General features: G+C 37.0%; 20 protein-coding genes. All 20 read right to left on the bottom strand.

Annotated elements, in window-relative coordinates; genetic code table 11:
- Positions 1–18: 18 nt before the first annotated feature.
- Positions 19–651, bottom strand: a complete 633-nt coding sequence (gene ccpN, locus RTP99_RS10980; RefSeq protein ID WP_000583759.1) for a transcriptional regulator CcpN — start codon at positions 649–651, stop codon at positions 19–21.
- A 107-nt stretch (positions 652–758) separates the two neighbouring features.
- The gene (gene recO / locus RTP99_RS10985) at positions 759–1,505 is read right to left on the bottom strand and encodes a DNA repair protein RecO (protein WP_000487010.1); all 747 of its coding nucleotides are present in this window, start codon (positions 1,503–1,505) and stop codon (positions 759–761) included.
- 33 nt (positions 1,506–1,538) lie between these two features.
- Positions 1,539–1,682: a YqzL family protein gene (locus RTP99_RS10990; RefSeq protein WP_000883924.1), complete on the bottom strand. Its 144-nt coding sequence runs from the start codon at positions 1,680–1,682 to the stop codon at positions 1,539–1,541.
- 176 nt (positions 1,683–1,858) lie between these two features.
- Positions 1,859–2,764 carry a GTPase Era gene (gene era / locus RTP99_RS10995; protein ID WP_001080241.1) on the bottom strand — a complete coding sequence of 302 codons (906 nt, stop codon included), beginning with the start codon at positions 2,762–2,764 and terminating at the stop codon, positions 1,859–1,861.
- Positions 2,757–3,155 (bottom strand): cytidine deaminase, encoded by a 399-nt coding sequence (locus RTP99_RS11000; RefSeq protein WP_001086296.1) that lies wholly within the window; start codon positions 3,153–3,155, stop codon positions 2,757–2,759. The genes era and RTP99_RS11000 overlap by 8 nt, the downstream gene beginning before the upstream one ends.
- Positions 3,156–3,254: 99 nt before the next feature.
- The gene (locus RTP99_RS11005) at positions 3,255–3,608 is read right to left on the bottom strand and encodes a diacylglycerol kinase family protein (RefSeq protein WP_000715476.1); all 354 of its coding nucleotides are present in this window, start codon (positions 3,606–3,608) and stop codon (positions 3,255–3,257) included.
- Complete coding sequence (gene ybeY, locus RTP99_RS11010; RefSeq protein ID WP_000054691.1) at positions 3,605–4,075, bottom strand: rRNA maturation RNase YbeY; 471 nt, start codon at positions 4,073–4,075, stop codon at positions 3,605–3,607. The genes RTP99_RS11005 and ybeY overlap by 4 nt, the downstream gene beginning before the upstream one ends.
- Positions 4,072–6,216 carry an HD family phosphohydrolase gene (locus RTP99_RS11015; protein WP_000946448.1) on the bottom strand — a complete coding sequence of 715 codons (2,145 nt, stop codon included), beginning with the start codon at positions 6,214–6,216 and terminating at the stop codon, positions 4,072–4,074. The genes ybeY and RTP99_RS11015 overlap by 4 nt, the downstream gene beginning before the upstream one ends.
- A 193-nt stretch (positions 6,217–6,409) precedes the next feature.
- Positions 6,410–7,369, bottom strand: a complete 960-nt coding sequence (locus RTP99_RS11020) for a PhoH family protein (protein WP_000840516.1) — start codon at positions 7,367–7,369, stop codon at positions 6,410–6,412.
- Between the two features lie 3 nt (positions 7,370–7,372).
- On the bottom strand, positions 7,373–8,572 hold the full coding sequence (yqfD, locus tag RTP99_RS11025) for a sporulation protein YqfD (protein WP_000792484.1): 1,200 nt from the start codon (positions 8,570–8,572) through the stop codon (positions 7,373–7,375).
- A 295-nt stretch (positions 8,573–8,867) separates the two neighbouring features.
- Positions 8,868–9,161, bottom strand: a complete 294-nt coding sequence (gene yqfC, locus RTP99_RS11030; protein WP_000732266.1) for a sporulation protein YqfC — start codon at positions 9,159–9,161, stop codon at positions 8,868–8,870.
- A 108-nt stretch (positions 9,162–9,269) separates the two neighbouring features.
- Entirely contained in the window at positions 9,270–9,713 is a 444-nt protein-coding gene (locus RTP99_RS11035) for a GatB/YqeY domain-containing protein (RefSeq protein ID WP_000054574.1), read from the bottom strand.
- 15 nt (positions 9,714–9,728) lie between these two features.
- Entirely contained in the window at positions 9,729–9,902 is a 174-nt protein-coding gene (rpsU, locus tag RTP99_RS11040) for a 30S ribosomal protein S21 (protein WP_000048061.1), read from the bottom strand.
- A gap of 395 nt (positions 9,903–10,297) precedes the next feature.
- Positions 10,298–11,650, bottom strand: a complete 1,353-nt coding sequence (gene mtaB, locus RTP99_RS11045) for a tRNA (N(6)-L-threonylcarbamoyladenosine(37)-C(2))-methylthiotransferase MtaB (RefSeq protein ID WP_000108677.1) — start codon at positions 11,648–11,650, stop codon at positions 10,298–10,300.
- Positions 11,651–11,656: 6 nt separating this feature from the next.
- Positions 11,657–12,406 carry a 16S rRNA (uracil(1498)-N(3))-methyltransferase gene (locus tag RTP99_RS11050; protein ID WP_001190157.1) on the bottom strand — a complete coding sequence of 250 codons (750 nt, stop codon included), beginning with the start codon at positions 12,404–12,406 and terminating at the stop codon, positions 11,657–11,659.
- A gap of 144 nt (positions 12,407–12,550) precedes the next feature.
- On the bottom strand, positions 12,551–13,489 hold the full coding sequence (prmA, locus tag RTP99_RS11055; protein ID WP_000872092.1) for a 50S ribosomal protein L11 methyltransferase: 939 nt from the start codon (positions 13,487–13,489) through the stop codon (positions 12,551–12,553).
- A 29-nt stretch (positions 13,490–13,518) separates the two neighbouring features.
- A complete protein-coding gene (dnaJ, locus tag RTP99_RS11060) occupies positions 13,519–14,634 on the bottom strand; it encodes a chaperone protein DnaJ (protein WP_000043935.1) in 1,116 nt (371 codons plus the stop codon).
- A 204-nt stretch (positions 14,635–14,838) separates the two neighbouring features.
- Positions 14,839–16,674: a chaperone protein DnaK gene (dnaK, locus tag RTP99_RS11065; RefSeq protein WP_000034690.1), complete on the bottom strand. Its 1,836-nt coding sequence runs from the start codon at positions 16,672–16,674 to the stop codon at positions 14,839–14,841.
- Positions 16,675–16,700: 26 nt separating this feature from the next.
- Positions 16,701–17,279 carry a nucleotide exchange factor GrpE gene (gene grpE / locus RTP99_RS11070; RefSeq protein WP_000392719.1) on the bottom strand — a complete coding sequence of 193 codons (579 nt, stop codon included), beginning with the start codon at positions 17,277–17,279 and terminating at the stop codon, positions 16,701–16,703.
- Between the two features lie 121 nt (positions 17,280–17,400).
- Positions 17,401–18,417 (bottom strand): heat-inducible transcriptional repressor HrcA, encoded by a 1,017-nt coding sequence (gene hrcA / locus RTP99_RS11075; RefSeq protein ID WP_000954951.1) that lies wholly within the window; start codon positions 18,415–18,417, stop codon positions 17,401–17,403.
- Positions 18,418–18,487: the final 70 nt, after the last annotated feature.

An 18,487-nucleotide genomic window follows, 5' to 3' on the forward strand; every position in this document is an offset into this window, starting at 1 on the left:
ACTTTAAACAAATTACACTTATTCGTTATTTACTAAGTTTACAAACGCACGTGTAATATTTGTTTTTGTAATTCGTCCAACCACTTCTAAACCTTGTTTCGTATCTTTTACAACTGGCATCGCATCAATCTGTCTTTCTATTAATTCCATCGCAATATCATATAAAGAATCTTCTCTACGACACATCGCAATGTTTGGCATCCTTGTCATGATAATATTAACCGGAAGTGAGGTTAAATCCTGCTTCCCTAAGCTAGCTCGTAATAAATCTTTACGAGATACAACGCCTACTAATAGAGTCGATTGATCTACAACGAATAATGTACCTACATCCTCTAAAAACATAGTACAAATCGCATCGTATACCGATACATTTTTATCAATTACAACCGGTCTAGATTGATAATCTTGTACTTTAATTTTCTTAACAGCTTCAGATAATAACTGCCCCCCAGTTTTACCCGTATAAAAATAACCTACGCGTGGACGTGCTTCTAAATAACCAGCCATCGTTAAAATTGCTAAGTCTGGTCTTAGCGTTGCACGTGTTAATCCCAATTGCGCAGCAATTGACTCCCCTGTAATAGGACCGTGATCTTTTACAATCTGAATGATATGTTCTTGCCGTTTATTCAGCTCTATGATAATCACCACCTTTAATGCACAACGAAAAAAGTTATACTATCTCTTAAATATTATATACTAAATATGCTATTCGAAAAAGAAAGGATGTAAAAAGGACCGTATACGGCCCCAAATTATATTTGAAACTTATCAAGTTGTTCTAAGAAACGTCTTGATTTCAAATAAATCCCGCAATATTCATCATAATATGTATTCAATACTAAACGCATTTGTTTTTTTGTACTATCCTTCACTGATACATTGCCAAGTCTATGTAAATCGAAGTGGTAGAAAAGACGCAATAATTTATGAACGGCTTCCCCCACTGGTATACGATACTGATCTTGCTCAGCATGACGTGAGCACAGAAAACCGCCCTCCCTAACAGAGAAGGCGACAAAATCTGTTTCTTGATGACAAATCGCACATGTATCAAAGTACGGGCGCATCCCTAATACCGGAAGCATTTTCGTTTGATAAATTAATGATAATACTTCTGGATCAACACCCTCACACATATAATGCAACGTTTGATATAACATTTCAAATAAATATGGATTATGTTTTTTATCTTCTGTTGCTTTATCAGTTAACTCAACAATAAATGATGCATAAGCAGTTAAAAATATATCCTCGCGAATTTCTTTCATAGTTGAAATAATCTCGCCTTGTTGCAAAGTTCCAAGTCCAGATCCCATTTGAATAAGAAAATGACCATGTGTCATAAGTTGCGAAACAGATGCTAACCGGCTTTTCGGTTTTTTCGCTCCTCTTGCCATTGCACTTACCTTACCCAATTCTCTTGAGAATATTGTAACAATCTTGTTCGTTTCTCCGTAATCTGTCGTACGGATAACGATGCCCTCAACTTTTTGAAACATGTTCGTCACCATCCAAGGTTTGAACAAAACGGGTCAAGAAATTGGAGAGTCTAGATGCGCTAGCTCCTCTTCATGTTGATCCATCTCATCGTTTACGTCTTTTTCCATTTCTTTCAAAAGCAAATACGTCTCAATGCTTCCTGTTTTGGAGAAAAACTTCCAGGTAAAATCTAGCATAAGAATCCACCTTTCTCAATAAGCGTAGCCTATAAACCAATTTCCTTTGTTGTTATTAAATTGACCCATTTTGTCCATTTTCATGTGAGAAAAATTTTTCCTAATTTATCAAAACTCATAAAAACCAATAATCAGCGGATGAACAAAACATCCGCTGATTACAGCTTTACTCTATTTTAATACTCGTCTTCGCGGAAACCAAGGTCACGAAGCTGAGACATTTTATTTCGCCAATCTTTTTGCACTTTTACCCATACTTCTAAAAATACTTTAGAACCAAGTAATGCTTCAATATCAAAACGAGCTCGCTTACCGACTTCTTTTAACATCTTCCCTTGTTTTCCGATAATAATCCCTTTTTGCGACGGACGTTCAACAACAATCGTTGCATTGATATAAACTGCCCCGCCTTCGCGTTTTTGAATTGCATCGATAACAACAGCCACAGAATGCGGCACTTCTTCACGTGTTAAATGTAGTACTTTCTCACGAATAAGCTCTGCAATAATAAATCTCTCCGGATGATCCGTTACTTGATTATCCGGGTAGTATTGTGGTCCTTCCGGTAAATACTTTTTAATTGTTCCAATTAGAGCTTCCACATTATTACCGTCTAATGCAGAAATTGGTACGATTTCTGCAAAGTCATGTAATTTGCGATATTGATCAATTAGCTCTAATAATTGTTCTGGGTGAACTTGGTCAATTTTATTAATAACTAAAAATACTGGTTGTTTCGTTTCTTTTAACTTCTCGATGATGAATTCTTCACCACGACCAAAGCCTTCGACAGCATTCACCATAAACAGAACGATATCAACTTCTTTTAATGTCGTTTGCGCCATCTTCACCATGAAGTCGCCTAGTTTATGTTTCGGTTTATGTATTCCTGGTGTATCAATGAAAATTACTTGTGAATCATTTTCTGTATATACGCCTTGAATTTTATTACGAGTTGTTTGTGGCTTGTCACTCATAATAGCAATTTTTTGACCAATAATACGATTTAAAAATGTAGATTTCCCAACATTCGGTCTGCCAATAATAGAGACAAAACCTGATTTATAACCTTTTCTATTCATGTAAATCCTCCGCTAAAAATGCTCCTGGTAACAATTCTCCGACTGTTGTCTCTTGAACGTCACCATGTAAATTTGATAGGTATACTTTCGTATCCTGTTTACATAATTCTACCATAACTTGTCGACATGCTCCACAAGGAGGTACTGGACGCTTCGTATCCGCCACAATTGCGATAGCTACAAACTCTTTATCTCCTTCAGAAACCGCCTTAAATAAAGCTGTTCTTTCTGCACAGTTACATAAACCATATGATGCATTCTCAACATTACATCCACGATATACTTTTCCATCGCGCGTTAATAATGCTGCACCTACTTGAAATTTAGAATATGGTACGTACGCTTGTTTACGCGCTTCGATTGCTTCTTGAATTAATTGTTTACTATTCATATTCCCGCATCCTTTCTGTTCCCAGCTGTGAATAGATACACTCTCTTATTAAAGGCCTTTACGGCACCTTCAAAGCTTAATAAAAGCTTTGGAATGCAACTATACCACATACGGTAAAAAGATAATAGCACCAATTATAACGGCTATTATCGCAAACAATAAAACCGCTCCTGCTGCGACATCCTTTGCGACTTTCGCAAACGGATGTATATCAGCAGTCGCTAAATCTACTGTTTTTTCCACAGCCGTATTTACCATCTCTAAGCTCATTACAATTCCTATTACAATAAGTAATATCATCCACTCTACCTTCGTAATATGGAAATAAAAGCCGCAGCATATAACAATGACTGCGGCTACATAATGAATTTTCATATTTCGTTCATGACGAAGACAAAAGAATACACCTGCTATAGCATATCCAAAACTATCTATAAGTTTTCCTTTTTTCATCGTCCTAATCCAAATGCTTCTAAAATTTCTTTTTGTCTTCCAAACATTTCTTTTTCATCCTCTTCTGTCATGTGGTCATAACCAAGCAAATGTAAAAAGCCATGTAACGCTAAAAAGCCAAGTTCACGATCAAAAGAATGTCCATACTCTTCAGCTTGTTCTTTCGCTCTCGGAATAGAAATAATAAGGTCACCTAACATACGCGGCATTTCTGCGCCCACAATTTCCATTTCTCCTTCTCCCATTTCTTCCATAGCAAAAGAAATGACATCAGTAGGCTGATCTTTATCTCGGTAATCACGATTAATCTCGCGAATGCGTTCGTTATCTACAAATGTCACTGATAACTCCGCACCATCCTCTATTTTTTCCATTTGAGCTGCTTTTCCTAATATCTCACGAATTAAATTCACATATTCTTCTTTCACTTCTTCTGTTTCATCAATGAAATCAATTAATAAACTCATTCTTTCTCCTTTTCTTCCGGTGGTTCCGGATATGTAATACGCGAATGGAAAATACCATTTAACGTTTCACATAACGTTTTTCCAACGATTTGTAGTTCCTTAAATGTCAAATCACATTCACTAAATTGCCCATCTTGCAGGCGATCTTTAATAATACTTTGTACTAAATTATTAATTTGCTCTGGCGTTGGGTGATTCATAGAACGTACCGCCGCCTCAACACTATCCGCAATACCAACGATTGCCGATTCTTTAGAAGTTGCTTTTGATCCCGGATATCGGAACATCTCTTCTGTATATTTTTCTTTATCTTCTTTAATCGCCTTATAATAAAAATATTTCAAGAGCGTTGTACCATGGTGTTGTCCAGCAATATCAATAATTTCTTGCGGAATATGGTATTCTTCGAGCATCTTTACTCCATCGGTTACATGAGCAATGATAATATCTTTACTCGTCACAGGATCTAATTTATCATGTGGATTCTCAATTCCCATCTGGTTTTCAATAAAGAATTGCGGTTGTACTGTTTTTCCTACATCATGATAATACGCCCCTACACGCGCTAATACACCATTTGCTCCAACTGCTTCACAAGCTGCCTCAGAGAGATTCGCTACCATTACACTGTGATGATATGTTCCTGGCGCTTCTAATAAAATTCTACGCAAAAGCGGATGATTCGGACTTGATAATTCCATAAGCTTCATACTCGATACAATCCCAAGTCCACTTTCTAAATATGGTAATATCCCCATAGCCAAAACGGATGAGATAATTCCTGAAAGGGAAGCCATTAATAATTGCGTACCAATTTCAAGAGGTGAAAAATTCCCATTACGTAATAATAATAACGCCGCCAAGACGACTACATTTAAGATAGATACGAGTATACCAGCTTGTAAAATCATCGTACGACGATTTTTTTCTCTTAAGAAAATACTCACTGATAATGAACTTAATAACACATAAATACCCACACTATAATTTAGTGTACTTGTTACTCCTTCATTAAACATAATACTTCCGCACACAGAAAAAATCATACTTGTTAAAAATACAAATCGATCGCCAATCATTAGTTTTACAAGTATCGTTCCCATCGCAACTGGGACAACATACGCAATTCCTGCATATTCAAGCTTTTGAAACAAACTAATAATTTTCATTAAAACAATCGTGATAGACAAAATTGTAATATACGCTAAAATGTACGGTTTGTCTTCTCTTTTCCGCTGTAAAAATAATTCAAACTGCTTATGCATAAAGTATAGTAACACACCAATGAGCACAGCTAATCCAACATAAGGCTGAAAACTATTACCTTTCTCTAATAAACCGACTAATTTCAACTGATTATACATATCACTTGAAATTGTTTCACCTTCTCTAACAATAACTTGTCCTTGAAGAATATAAACAGGTGGAACTAAATCTTCTTCTGCTTTCTTCTTCTCTTTCGTTACAGCAGGATCATAGAAATAATTTGCTGTAATCGCATATGATCCTAGTGCATTCACAGCTTCTTTCAATCCGCTATTCACATTCAGGCTTTTCATTTCATTAACAAATCGCTCTTTCGCTGCCATTTCTTCGGACATTTTAATATTTCCACCCATGATAACGCTAACAGACGTTAAAGCCGCATTCTTTGCTAATTCTAATTGATCCGGTTCTGCATTAATAAAGTATAATAAATTCTCATCCGATAATTCCTTCGTTAAATTAGATGGCAACTTCTTCTTCAACTTTTCTAATTTATTCGCATCGGTCATCTTTTTTTGCTCTTCAGGTCCAGCAGCTTTCATCTCCTGAATTACTTCATTCACCTTAGCAAAAACATCATTTACAATATCTACTCTATTTTGTTTATATTCACTTCTATATGTATATTGATCCCCGACTTTTTGAGCGGCCTCTTGTTTTTTTCTTTCCGTTATAACCTTATCTTCAATTTTAATAGGAGAATGAATTGTTTTTTTCGCAATAGAATACATATCAACATCTAATTGCTCTGGTTTCACATTATTCATAAGTGCAAAAAATAGCACTGCCCCTAATAAAACGTAAGAAATCCAACTTAGTTTTTTCGAATGTTGTAAATTACGAAACCACTTAGAAATTTCTTGAGATCTTAACATGATTTCAATACCTTCTCCTCTCTAGAAATAAAGTGAAACTATTTATAGCTTTCATTTCTTCTAGCCAACGATACTTTTAGGTAACATTTTTATACACCAGTACCTATAGTTTATTTCTCTTATCTTTTATGATAGTAAAAAATATGCCGTTCGCCAACCTTAATACAAAAAGAAATGATCCTGACAAATAGGATCATTCCATTTTATCATATGCCTCAATAATACGTTGTACCAGTGGATGCCTTACAACGTCCGTTTGTTCTAACGTAATGAATGAAAGACCTGATACACCAGATAAAATGTTAGCAGCTAGCGTAAGCCCTGATTTTACCCCTTTTGGTAAGTCTACTTGTGAGGGATCCCCCGTAATAACCATTTTAGAACTAAAACCTAATCTTGTTAAAAACATTTTTATTTGTGCACCCGTTGTATTTTGCGCTTCATCTAAAATAACAAATGAATCATCGAGCGTACGTCCTCTCATATAAGCAAGAGGCGCGATTTCAATTACACCTCTCTCCATCATACGCTGCGTATATTCTTGTCCAAGAATATCGTGCAGAGCATCATACAATGGACGTAAGTACGGATCTACCTTCTCTTTCAAATCACCTGGTAAAAATCCTAAACTTTCTCCAGCTTCTACAGCCGGTCTCGTTAAAATGATTTTCTTTACATACCCTTGCTTTAAAGCTCTTACAGCCATTACTACAGCTAAGTATGTTTTCCCAGTCCCGGCAGGTCCTATTCCAAATACAATATCATTTTTCTTCATTGCATGAATATATCTTCTTTGTCCCATCGTTTTTACACGAATGGATTTACCTTTTGCCGTTTTAAAGATTTCTTCTTCATATAACTCTTCAAATTGAGCAATTTTCCCTTGTTGTGCGAGCTGAATTGCATACGCAACATCTCTTTCTGTAATTGACACACCTTTTCGAATAACAACAAGTAGTTGTTGTAAGATTTTTTCTACGAGTGTCACAGTTTCAACTGCTCCAGATGCATGAACAGTTTCACCTCTAGTTACGATTGATACATTCAGTTCCCGTTCAATTACTTTCAAATGAGCATCATTGACTCCAAAAAGAGCGATTGCTTCGTTAGTATTTTCCAATTGTTGGTTCATTTCTACTAATTGTTCTGCCATTACTCAGTCTCCTTGAATATCGGATTCGGATATTGGTTGTGGCTCTGCAATATTTTCAATCACAGTATAATGCAAAGTGACTTTTAGTTGATCCGCCTCAACCTCTTTACTCAAAATCTTATCACTTACAATCATAGCATGTTCATCCAATTTTTTCTTTAGTTCTTTTTCAGCCATTTCTTTCGCTACTTTCATTGCCTGTTTTTCTGTATATTCTCGGTTCGCCTCTTCCTCTTCTCGCACTATATCTTTTTCATATGCAATCGGCAGTGTAAAACCAAATAATTTCACATCATGTTTTACACTTTCCGTACGGGAGCGTTTATACTTATCATGCTGAAATCCCCATATTTTTATTTTCGTACTCCCAAATGTAAGATAATGCTCATTATACGTATTACCAGTATATACTTGAAATTGCGTCTTGAGTGGTACATTCACCTCAGATGTGTACCACGTTTCTCCATATACAATACCTTTCGCCGAAACAATCGTTGGACTCTCCTCATTACCGTATATCCCTGATACGAGAAGCTGACCTTTTTCTACATGATCATTTTTTAAAACGACTGGTTTTCCAACTTCAACAAATGTTTTTGTAACAATCGCTTCTTTTTTTGCCACTAAATTTTGCGGCCTTTGTTCTTTTTCTTTTTTCGGCTCATTTTTTTCAACGATTTTAAAATGGTACGTCGTTCCCCTTACTTCTAGTCCTGCCCAAGTAATCGCATTAATATTGTCCGTCAAATGACGTTGTACATCTTCTACACTAGGCATTTGGAATTGTAATTTTCCTTTTTTAATACCCATTTTGTCCAATTCTTTCATCAATATATATTCTGTTTCAGGTTTCGCTCCTGTAATTTCAATTTTCCAAACCATATTCGATAATGCAATCATGCCAAAGAAGAAAATTAAAAAACCAATTAAGAATCCACTATTTTTAATTAAGCGCTTATTCCAAAATGGAAAACCGTAACGCCCAATAAAATATAGTTTACACTCATTTTTTCTATAAATCGGCTTTATTTTTTTCACATCTCGTAATAGCATACAAAAAACTAACGTTTCATCGGCAATTTTCTTAACGTCCCAAACTAATAATTTTCTACGCACACATTCGTTAACGAACCGCTCCGCTCCTCTACCTTCAATTCGTACCTTTACATATCCAAGCCACTTTATAAACCATTTATTTTTCATCTACTACCTTCACTACCTTTCCAAAAGTAGACACACTACTTTTCACTTTAATTAGCAAAATAGCTCGTACGAAAATGAAATAAAGAGTTTTATTTTCCATAAATAGCGGGATAAAGTGAGACTTTAATCAGCCCTCACCGATCGGACTTTAACGGACAGCCCGACCCCCACCTAACTTCTTTGCTTTCGCTGAATTTTGAGGCGTAGGCTTACTGCCCATGAAAGCGGGATAAACTAAATAGTAGGAGCAAATCATTAGAATAAAGAAGAAAAACTTCACATACGGAAGTTTCCCTTACTTCTCTTTCTGTTCGTCTTCTAAAAACGTCACTTGCTCAATTATCCCTTCAAGCAAAAGTTCTTCCGGAAGGATTGTTTTAATAACAAAGGACTGCCCCTTAATTAATAACTGACCATGCTTTAACAACAATCTTACTTCTTTATCTGAAAACACTAATAAACCTCGATGATTTTCTATATAGATATGCACTTGCCCAACAAGCGTGATCCGAGGTAGATCCATTAGCACATCCACTGGTAGGTCTATTTGCTTCGTTAACCAATTCTTCATTTGTTCTAATTTTTTCATCCCAAAAGACCCCCTCTCATCCCATATGTATGAAAAAAGAGCTTGTAATATCACGTCCAAACTGAAAAAAAGCATAAAAAAACGTCTCATAAGAAATGAGACGTTTTTTTATGCTAATAGCTGGATAACCAGCTTATTCACAAGCGATCCATCTGTTTTACCTTTTACTTTCGGCATAACAGCAGTCATCACCTTGCCCATATCCGCTTTAGAAGTCGCACCAACTTCAGAAATAACTTGCTTGATTATATCAACTAGCTCTTTTTCCGTTAATTGCTCCGGCAAATATGCGCTTAAAATCTGAATTTCACTTTGCAGTTTATTAACAAGGTCTTCACGACCAGCTTTTTTAAATTCAAGGAGGGAGTCCTTATGCTGTTTTACTTCACGAGCTAAAACTGTTAGTTCCTCTTCTTCAGTAAGAGTATGCTGTAGTTTAATACCTTCATTTTGTAAAGCAGCCTTAACCATACGAATGACGGTTAATTTTTCTTTTTGTTTATTCTTCATCGCTTGTTTCATATCATCGTTTAAACGACCGAGAAGACTCATAACTTACACCCTCTCTTAGAATTTACGCTTTCTTGCCGCTTCAGATTTCTTCTTACGTTTTACACTTGGTTTTTCATAAAACTCGCGCTTTCTTGCTTCAGCAAGTGTACCAGTTTTAGAAACCGATCTTTTAAAACGGCGAAGTGCATCCTCCAAAGACTCGTTTTTACGAACGACTGTTTTTGACATTCTCTTTCCCTCCCTCCGAAACATCACACTTACATACTAACTCCAGCATGCAAAAAGAAACACTTCTTCAGCATGTCTTTTACGATTATAATACATTTTATCACTTCAGGTCAACTATTTGGCAGAATAAAAGAAGAATAGATGCTCTTCCTTTTTCAAAAACTATGCAGATAGCTGTTATCCTTTCCCCTGAAGGCAAACTATATTTTTATCATTACACCTTTTTTCATGCAGGAACGTACGAAACAACTACTCATTTCATACATTTTCAGTACTTAACTTCTCCACTAAAAAAGAAAGCATGCAAATCGTTTCCGTTTGCATGCTTTTTTATCCCGATTGGTCCGGGCTAATAATGAGCGGGGAATGAATCCCACGCTCATTAAAGTTTCACTTTATGCGCTTGCTGATTCCTTTTTCACATCATCTTCAAGGACACGAACAAATTGCGCTTCGTTATATGGATAACCAGCTTTTGTGATTTTTACTTTCACTAGTTTACCGATTAATTCTTCTGATCCTTCAAATACAATTTTCAAGTAGTTATCTGTATAACCTACATATAGGCCTTCACGGTCGCCCTCTTTAAATTGTTCTTCTGGAATAATTTCAAGTACTTCTCCTTCAAACTGTGATGCATACTCTTTCGCTAATTGATTAGATAGTTCAATTAAACGGTGAACACGATCATTCTTCACATCTTCAGGAACTTGATCTTCCATACGCGCTGCAGGTGTTCCTGTACGTTTTGAGTACGGGAATACGTGCAACTCAGAGAAGCGATTCTCTTTAATGAAATTGTATGTTTCCATGAATTCTTCTTCTGTTTCACCTGGGAAACCAACGATTACGTCTGATGTAATCGCAAGACCTGGTAACGCTTCTTTCAAACGATCTAAGCGCTCTTGGAAAAATTCCATCGTATACTTACGACGCATACGCTTTAATACAGTATTAGATCCAGATTGCAATGGAATGTGTAAGTGACGTACAACTACTTCAGACTTATCTAACACTTCAATTACTTCATCTGAAATCTGACTCGCTTCAATAGAAGAAATACGAAGACGTTTTAATCCGTCTACTTCCGCTTCCATATCACGAAGTAATCCAGCTAAGTTATAATCTTTAATATCTTCACCGTATCCACCTGTATGAATACCTGTTAATACGATTTCCTTATAGCCTGCATCTACTAATTGCTGCGCTTGTTTAATAACTTCTTTCCCATCGCGAGAGCGCATTAAACCACGCGCCCAAGGAATAATACAGAATGTACAGAAGTTATTACAACCTTCTTGTATTTTTAAAGATGCACGTGTACGGTCCGTGAAGTAAGGTACATCAAGTTCTTCATATACACGTGTTTTCATAATGTTACGCACAGCATTAATTGGCTGACGCTCTTTACGGAATTCTTCGATGTATCCTAACATCTTTTCACGATCTTGTGTACCAACTACAATATCTACACCTGGAATCGCCATAATTTCCGCTGGAGATGTTTGTGCATAACATCCTGTTACACAAATAACCGCATCTGGGTTTTGACGAACAGCACGTCTAATAACTTGACGACTTTTCTTATCCCCCGTATTCGTTACTGTACATGTATTAATAACATATACATCAGCTTTTTTTTCATATTCAGTTCTTTCATATCCACCTTGTTTAAACAATTGCCAAATGGCTTCTGTTTCATAGTGGTTTACTTTACAACCTAACGTATGGAACGCAACAGTTGACATTGATCATCACCCCATCAATTCAAAATGATACGAAGCAGCACTTAACGCGTATAACGGCGCCGTTTCTGTTCTTAAAATTCTTGGTCCTAAACTACATGGTACAAATTTATGTTCACGAAGCGCTGTAATCTCTTCCTCAGCCAAACCGCCTTCTGGGCCAAATACAATCAATAACTTTTGACCTGGTTTCATCATCGTTAAAGCTTTCGCAAAATTAGATTTCTCGCCCTGTTTCGCTTCCTCTTCGTAAGCAACAAGGCAAACATCATACTCACCACTCATTGACAGCAATTGTTTAAACGATGCTGGGGCGTGTACTTCTGGAATTTCACTTCTATGTGATTGTTCCGCAGCTTCTTTCACAATTTTTCTTAAACGCTCAACTTTTTTATCAGCTTTTTTTGCATCCCATTTTACGATAGAGCGAGATGCTTGAAATGGTAAGAATGCAGCTGCCCCAAGCTCAGTTCCTTTTTGAAAAATTAACTCTAGCTTGTCTCCTTTCGGCAGTCCACTTGCAATCGTCACGAAAACAGGAAGTTCACTTGACGCCTCTACCCATTCTACAATAGCCGTATTAATAAATTCACTGGTAATTTCATCAATTGAACATACGGCTGTTTTTCCGTTTACACAGCAATAAATGTGATCTCCAGCTGACATACGCATTACTCTTGCGATATGATGGACGTCATCACCTACAATGCGAATACTTGTCTCATTTACATATTTCTCTTCTACAAAATAACGTTGCATATAATCACCTTAGTAGAGTTTCGTTCCTTTCGTAAGCCAATACTTACGAAAAGAACGAAACGTTATCATTTTTCATATAACAAACGGCAAGTCCCTCACCTTATAGTGAGAGACTCCCCTTTTCATTATAGACTAAAATCTATATTACGCATTTCGTGCAATAATTGCTACCCAATCTTCCATTCGTAACACTTCTTCAATTGTAAATCCAGCTTTTTCTAACGCTTCAGAAATTACTTTTTCCTTCGCAGCAATAATGCCCGATGTAATAAATAATCCGCCTGACTTCACAACTCTCGCTGCATCTTCAGGGAATAATAGAATAATTTCTGCTAATAAGTTAGCTACGATTAAATCAACAGGACCTTCAATACCTTCTAAAAGACTATTTTGTCCAACAGATACAATATCATCTGTTTTATTTAAACGTACATTCATTTCTGCACTTTCAACCGCAACCGGATCTAAATCATATGCTTGAACAGAAGACGCACCTAATTTCGCTGCTGCAATACTCAGTACACCAGAACCTGTTCCTACATCAATGATCGTATCACCTTGCTGTACTGTTTTTTCTAAAGCACGGATACACATCGTTGTTGTCGGATGAGTTCCCGTTCCAAATGCCATACCTGGATCTAATTCAATAATTTTTTCTTCCGGAGAAGATGGTGTATATTCTTCCCAAGTCGGCACAATTGTGAATGTATCAGAAATTTGTACTGGATGGTAATATTTTTTCCAAGCAGTAGCCCAATCTTCTTCATTGACTTCGTTAACGGTAATATTTCCAGTACCAATTTCGATGTCGTAAGATGGAAGCACATCAATAGATGATTTTACACCTGCAATTGTTTCATGTAAAGAATCCGTTTGCGGGAAATATGCTTTTATTAATACACCTTCCGCCGGATACTCATCTGGGTTCAATGCATAAATTTCACCATATTGTTGCTCGCGCTCTTTCGTCAACTCTGCCGGATCCTCAATCGCAACTCCACTAGCACCAGCTTCATGTAAAATATGAGAGACAGCTTCTACTGCTTCTTCTTTTGTATGAATACTAATTTCTGACCATTTCACAATTTACCAACTCCATTTTTTTATTTCCATTATTCCCCTTTGAAAGCACGTTTAAGCTTTCCGAATAAACTATCATCCTGCTCTTCTTGTCCTGCAAATTCACGCAATAAATCTTTTTGCTGTGAAGTTAATTTCGTCGGTACAACAACACGCACGACTACATATTGATCTCCTTGACCGTATCCACGTACGTTCGGAGCACCCTTTCCTTTTAGGCGGAATTCTGTTCCTGTTTGTGTTCCTGCTGGAATTTTCAGCTTCACTTTACCATGAACAGTAGGAACTTCTACTTCATCACCAAGTGCCATTTGCGCAAATGTTAATGGCATTTCACAAATAATGTGATCTCCTTCGCGCTCAAAGAATTCATGATTTCTTACATGAACAACAACATATAAATCTCCTGCTGGGCCGCCATTTACGCCCGCTTCACCTTTTCCAGATACACGGATTTGTTGACCATTATCGATACCTGCTGGAATTTTAACGTTGATTTTTTTACGTTTACGTACTTTACCAGAACCGTGGCATGTCGTACATTTTTCTTTAATGATTTGCCCAGTTCCTGAACAATGACCACAAGCTTGACGGTTTACGATACGACCAAATGGTGTATTTTGTTCTACACTTACTTGCCCTGATCCTGAGCAATGTTTACATGTTTCTTTTGAAGTTCCTGGTTTTGCCCCGCTACCTTTACAAGTATCACATGGATCTTCTACTGGAATCTCAACATTTAACTCTTTACCAAAAATAGCTTCTTCAAAATCTAAAGTAACTTGATATTGTAAGTCAGCACCTTGACGCGGAGCGTTTGGATCACGACGTCTGCCGCCACCGCCGCCAAAGAATGAACTAAAGATATCTTCAAAACCGAAGCCACCGCCGAAGTCTCCTCCGCCGCCAAAGCCACCGAAGCCTTGATTAGCACCAGCATGACCAAATTGATCATATTGCGCACGCTTTTGATCGTCGCTTAATACTTCGTATGCTTCTTGCACTTCTTTAAACTTTTCAATTGCATTTTCTTCTTTACTTACGTCTGGATGGTATTTTTTAGCCAAACGACGATACGCTTTTTTTATTTCATCTTTTGAAGCACCCTTGCTAAGTCCAAGGACCTCATAATAATCTCGTTTACTCATAAATTTACAACCCCCGAATCTTTCACATAAACGTAATTTTAACACCGAAAGAAAGTGCTTTGCAACAAAGTTTCCTCACTTACAGTATGCAAAGTAAAAAACTTAAGACCCTCACACATTCCTTCTCATTCGTGAAAAAAGCCAAAGCCAAGGCACGCTTGACTTTGACTTTTTGTCATCTTACTTATTATGTTTACAGTTGAATTACTTGTCTTCTTTTACTTCTTCAAACTCAGCGTCTACTACATTGTCTTTCTTCGCGCCAGCATCTTGTGCTCCTTGTGCACCTTCTGCTTGCCCTGCAGCTGCTTGAGCTTGCTCATATAGTTTAACAGTTAGTTGTTGTACGATTTCTTGCAAAGCGTCTTTTTTCGCACGGATTTCCTCAAGCTCGTTCTTCTCAATCGCAGCTTGTAATGCTTCTTTCGCTTCTGTTGCTTTTGCAACTTCAGCTGCATCTACTTTACCTTCTAAATCTTTTACAACTTTATCTGTTTGGAATACAAGTTGGTCAGCTTCGTTACGAAGTTCAACTTCTTCCTTACGTTTTTGGTCAGCGTCAGCGTTTGCTTCTGCTTCTTTTACCATACGATCTACTTCTTCATCAGAAAGACCTGAAGAAGATTGGATTGTAATAGCTTGTTCTTTGCTTGTTCCTAAATCTTTTGCACGTACGTTAACGATACCGTTCGCATCAATATCGAATGTTACTTCGATTTGTGGAATACCACGTGGTGCTGGTGGGATATCCGTTAATTGGAAACGTCCTAACGTTTTGTTGTCAGCTGACATTGGACGCTCACCTTGTAATACGTGAATGTCTACTGCTGGTTGGTTATCAGCAGCTGTTGAGAATACTTGTGATTTACTTGTTGGAATTGTAGTGTTACGCTCGATTAATTTCGTGAACACACCACCCATAGTTTCAATACCTAAAGAAAGTGGAGTTACATCTAATAATAGTACGCCTTCTACATCACCAGTAAGTACGCCACCTTGAACTGCAGCACCTAATGCTACAACTTCATCCGGGTTTACACCTTTATATGGTTCTTTACCAGTTTCACGTTTAATAGCTTCTTGTACAGCTGGGATACGAGTAGAACCACCTACAAGGATAACGCGATCTAATTCACTTGCAGATAGACCAGCATCTTTTAAAGCACGACGAGTTGGTTCTAATGTTCTTTCAACAAGGTTTGCTGAAAGCTCTTCGAATTTCGCTCTTGTTAATGTTAATTCTAAGTGTAATGGACCAGCAGCTCCAGCACTAATGAATGGCAATGAAATTTGTGTTTGTGTTACACCTGAAAGATCTTTTTTCGCTTTTTCAGCTGCATCTTTCAAACGTTGAAGTGCCATTTTATCTTGGCTTAAATCAATGTTATTTTCTTTTTTGAATTCAGCTACTAAGTGATCGATGATAACTTGGTCAAAGTCATCTCCACCAAGACGGTTGTCACCAGCAGTTGAAATAACTTCAAATGTTCCATCTGCTAACTCAAGGATAGATACGTCAAATGTACCGCCACCTAAGTCATATACTAAGATTTTTTGCTCTTCATCTTGTTTTTCTAAACCGTAAGCAAGCGCTGCTGCTGTTGGTTCGTTAATGATACGTTCAACTTCTAAACCAGCGATACGACCAGCATCTTTCGTTGCTTGACGCTCTGCATCGTTGAAGTATGCAGGTACTGTAATAACAGCTTTCGTTACTGTTTCACCTAAATATGCTTCAGCAGAAGCTTTTAAGTTTTGTAAAATGATTGCAGAAATTTCTTGAGGTGTATATTCTTTACCTTCGATTTCTACTTTGTAGTCTGTACCCATATGACGTTTAACAGACATGATTGTATTTGGGTTTGTAATTGCTTGACGCTTTGCTACTTCCCCAACTTGACGTTCTTCATTTTTGAAAGCTACAACAGAAGGTGTTGTACGGTTTCCTTCTGGATTTGGGATAACCTTTGGTTCTCCACCTTCCATAACAGCTACACAAGAGTTTGTTGTACCTAAGTCAATACCGATAATTTTACTCATGGCGAATCCTCCTACTTTTATGTAAATTATTGATTTACTTTTACCATCGATGGGCGAATTACACGGTCTTTTAATTTATAACCTTTTTGGAATTCTTCCACAACCGCATTTGATTCAAATTCGCTGTCTTCTACTTGCATAACAGCTTGGTGTTCATGAGGATCAAACTGTTTACCAACAGCTTCAATCGCTTCTACACCTTCTTTTGTCATCGCTTCTAACAATTGACGATATACCATTTCCATCCCTTGTAATAAGGACTTCATTTGCTCATCATTTGCTTCCACTTGCATCGCTCTTTCAAAATTATCAAGAGCTGGCAAAATATCTGAAACAAGACTTTGTGCTCTATATTTTTCAGCAGCCTGTTTATCCATTTGAACACGACGCTTATAATTTTCAAAATCAGCTTGTAGACGTAGCATACGGCCTTCCGTTTCCGTCAGTTTCGCTTGCAATTCATCTACTTTTTCTTGTAAAAGAGCAGCCTCACTTTTTTCTTCAACAGATTCTTCGCTGTCTTCAGATGTTACGGCTTCTTCAACTTGTGCTTCTTTTACTTCTTCTTTCACTTCTTCTACAACTTGTTCGTTACGCTCTTCCACAATTTTCACCTCCTTAAAAGGTATTAGGTATCATGCATAGCATGATTACCTAAGTATAGTTATATATTACACACAGTGATGTATTGCTTATCACTTGAGCGAATGTATTCTTCTTTATTCTTTATTTTTTTAGTCCATCTGTAATTTGCCTTGTAAATAACTGCAACAAACTAATTACACGAGAGTATTGCATTCTCGTTGGGCCTAAAATTGCAATTGTTCCAACCTGTTCTTCTCCGATTGAATATGTTGCAGAAATTAAACTGCAATCCTCCATAGCCGTTGAAGAGTTTTCCCTACCAATTTTCACTTGAATACCAACTTGTTTATGACGCAAAATATCATAAAACTCAGCTTCGTTATCAATCATGGTAAGTAAAGATCTAACTTTTTGAATGTCATGAAACTCTGGTTGCGAAAGCATATTTGCCTTCCCTCCAAAGTATATCTTTTCCGATAACGGAACTTGAAATGTACCATCCAATATTTTTATCGCACTATCGTAATTATGAACATACCCACGCAATACCGTAACAATCTCCTTAAAGATTTTATTATGGAGTTCCGACATTGGTACGCCCGATAGCTTTTCATTTAAAATATTAACCATTTTTTCTAAATCTGATAAATCAACAGATTCCGGAACGGTAATCGTTTTGCTTTGTACATGCCCTGTATCCGTTACAATAATAGCGACTGCGGTTTGACGATCAAGCGGAACAATTTGTACGTTTTTAAGTTTATTTGTGCTTAACTTCGGTCCAAGAACAATGGCCGTATAATTTGTAAGCTCTGATAAAATTTGAGCTGATTGTTGTGCAATCTTTTCCGCTTCAAAAATTCTTTCAGCAAATAAATCTTTAATTTGTACAATTTCATCGTTCGGTAAATTTTGCGGCGCTAAAAGATGGTCTACATAAAATCGGTATCCTTTTTCAGAAGGAACACGTCCAGAAGAACTATGCGTTTTCTCAATAAATCCTAGTTCCTCTAAATCAGCCATTTCATTTCGTATAGTAGCTGAACTAAATGTAATTTCATCTTTTTTAGCCAACGTCCTTGACCCAACAGGTTGCGCTGATCCAATAAAGTCATCAATAATTGTTTGTAAAATTAAGAGCTGACGTTCCGTAAGCATCTCATCATCACCTCTGTTAGCACTCTTTGTCTTCGAGTGCTAAATCTATTAATAACTTACCAAAATTGAC

It is taken from the genome of Bacillus sp. (in: firmicutes), assembly GCF_031983925.1.
In the GTDB taxonomy this organism is placed as follows: domain Bacteria; phylum Bacillota; class Bacilli; order Bacillales; family Bacillaceae_G; genus Bacillus_A; species Bacillus_A pacificus.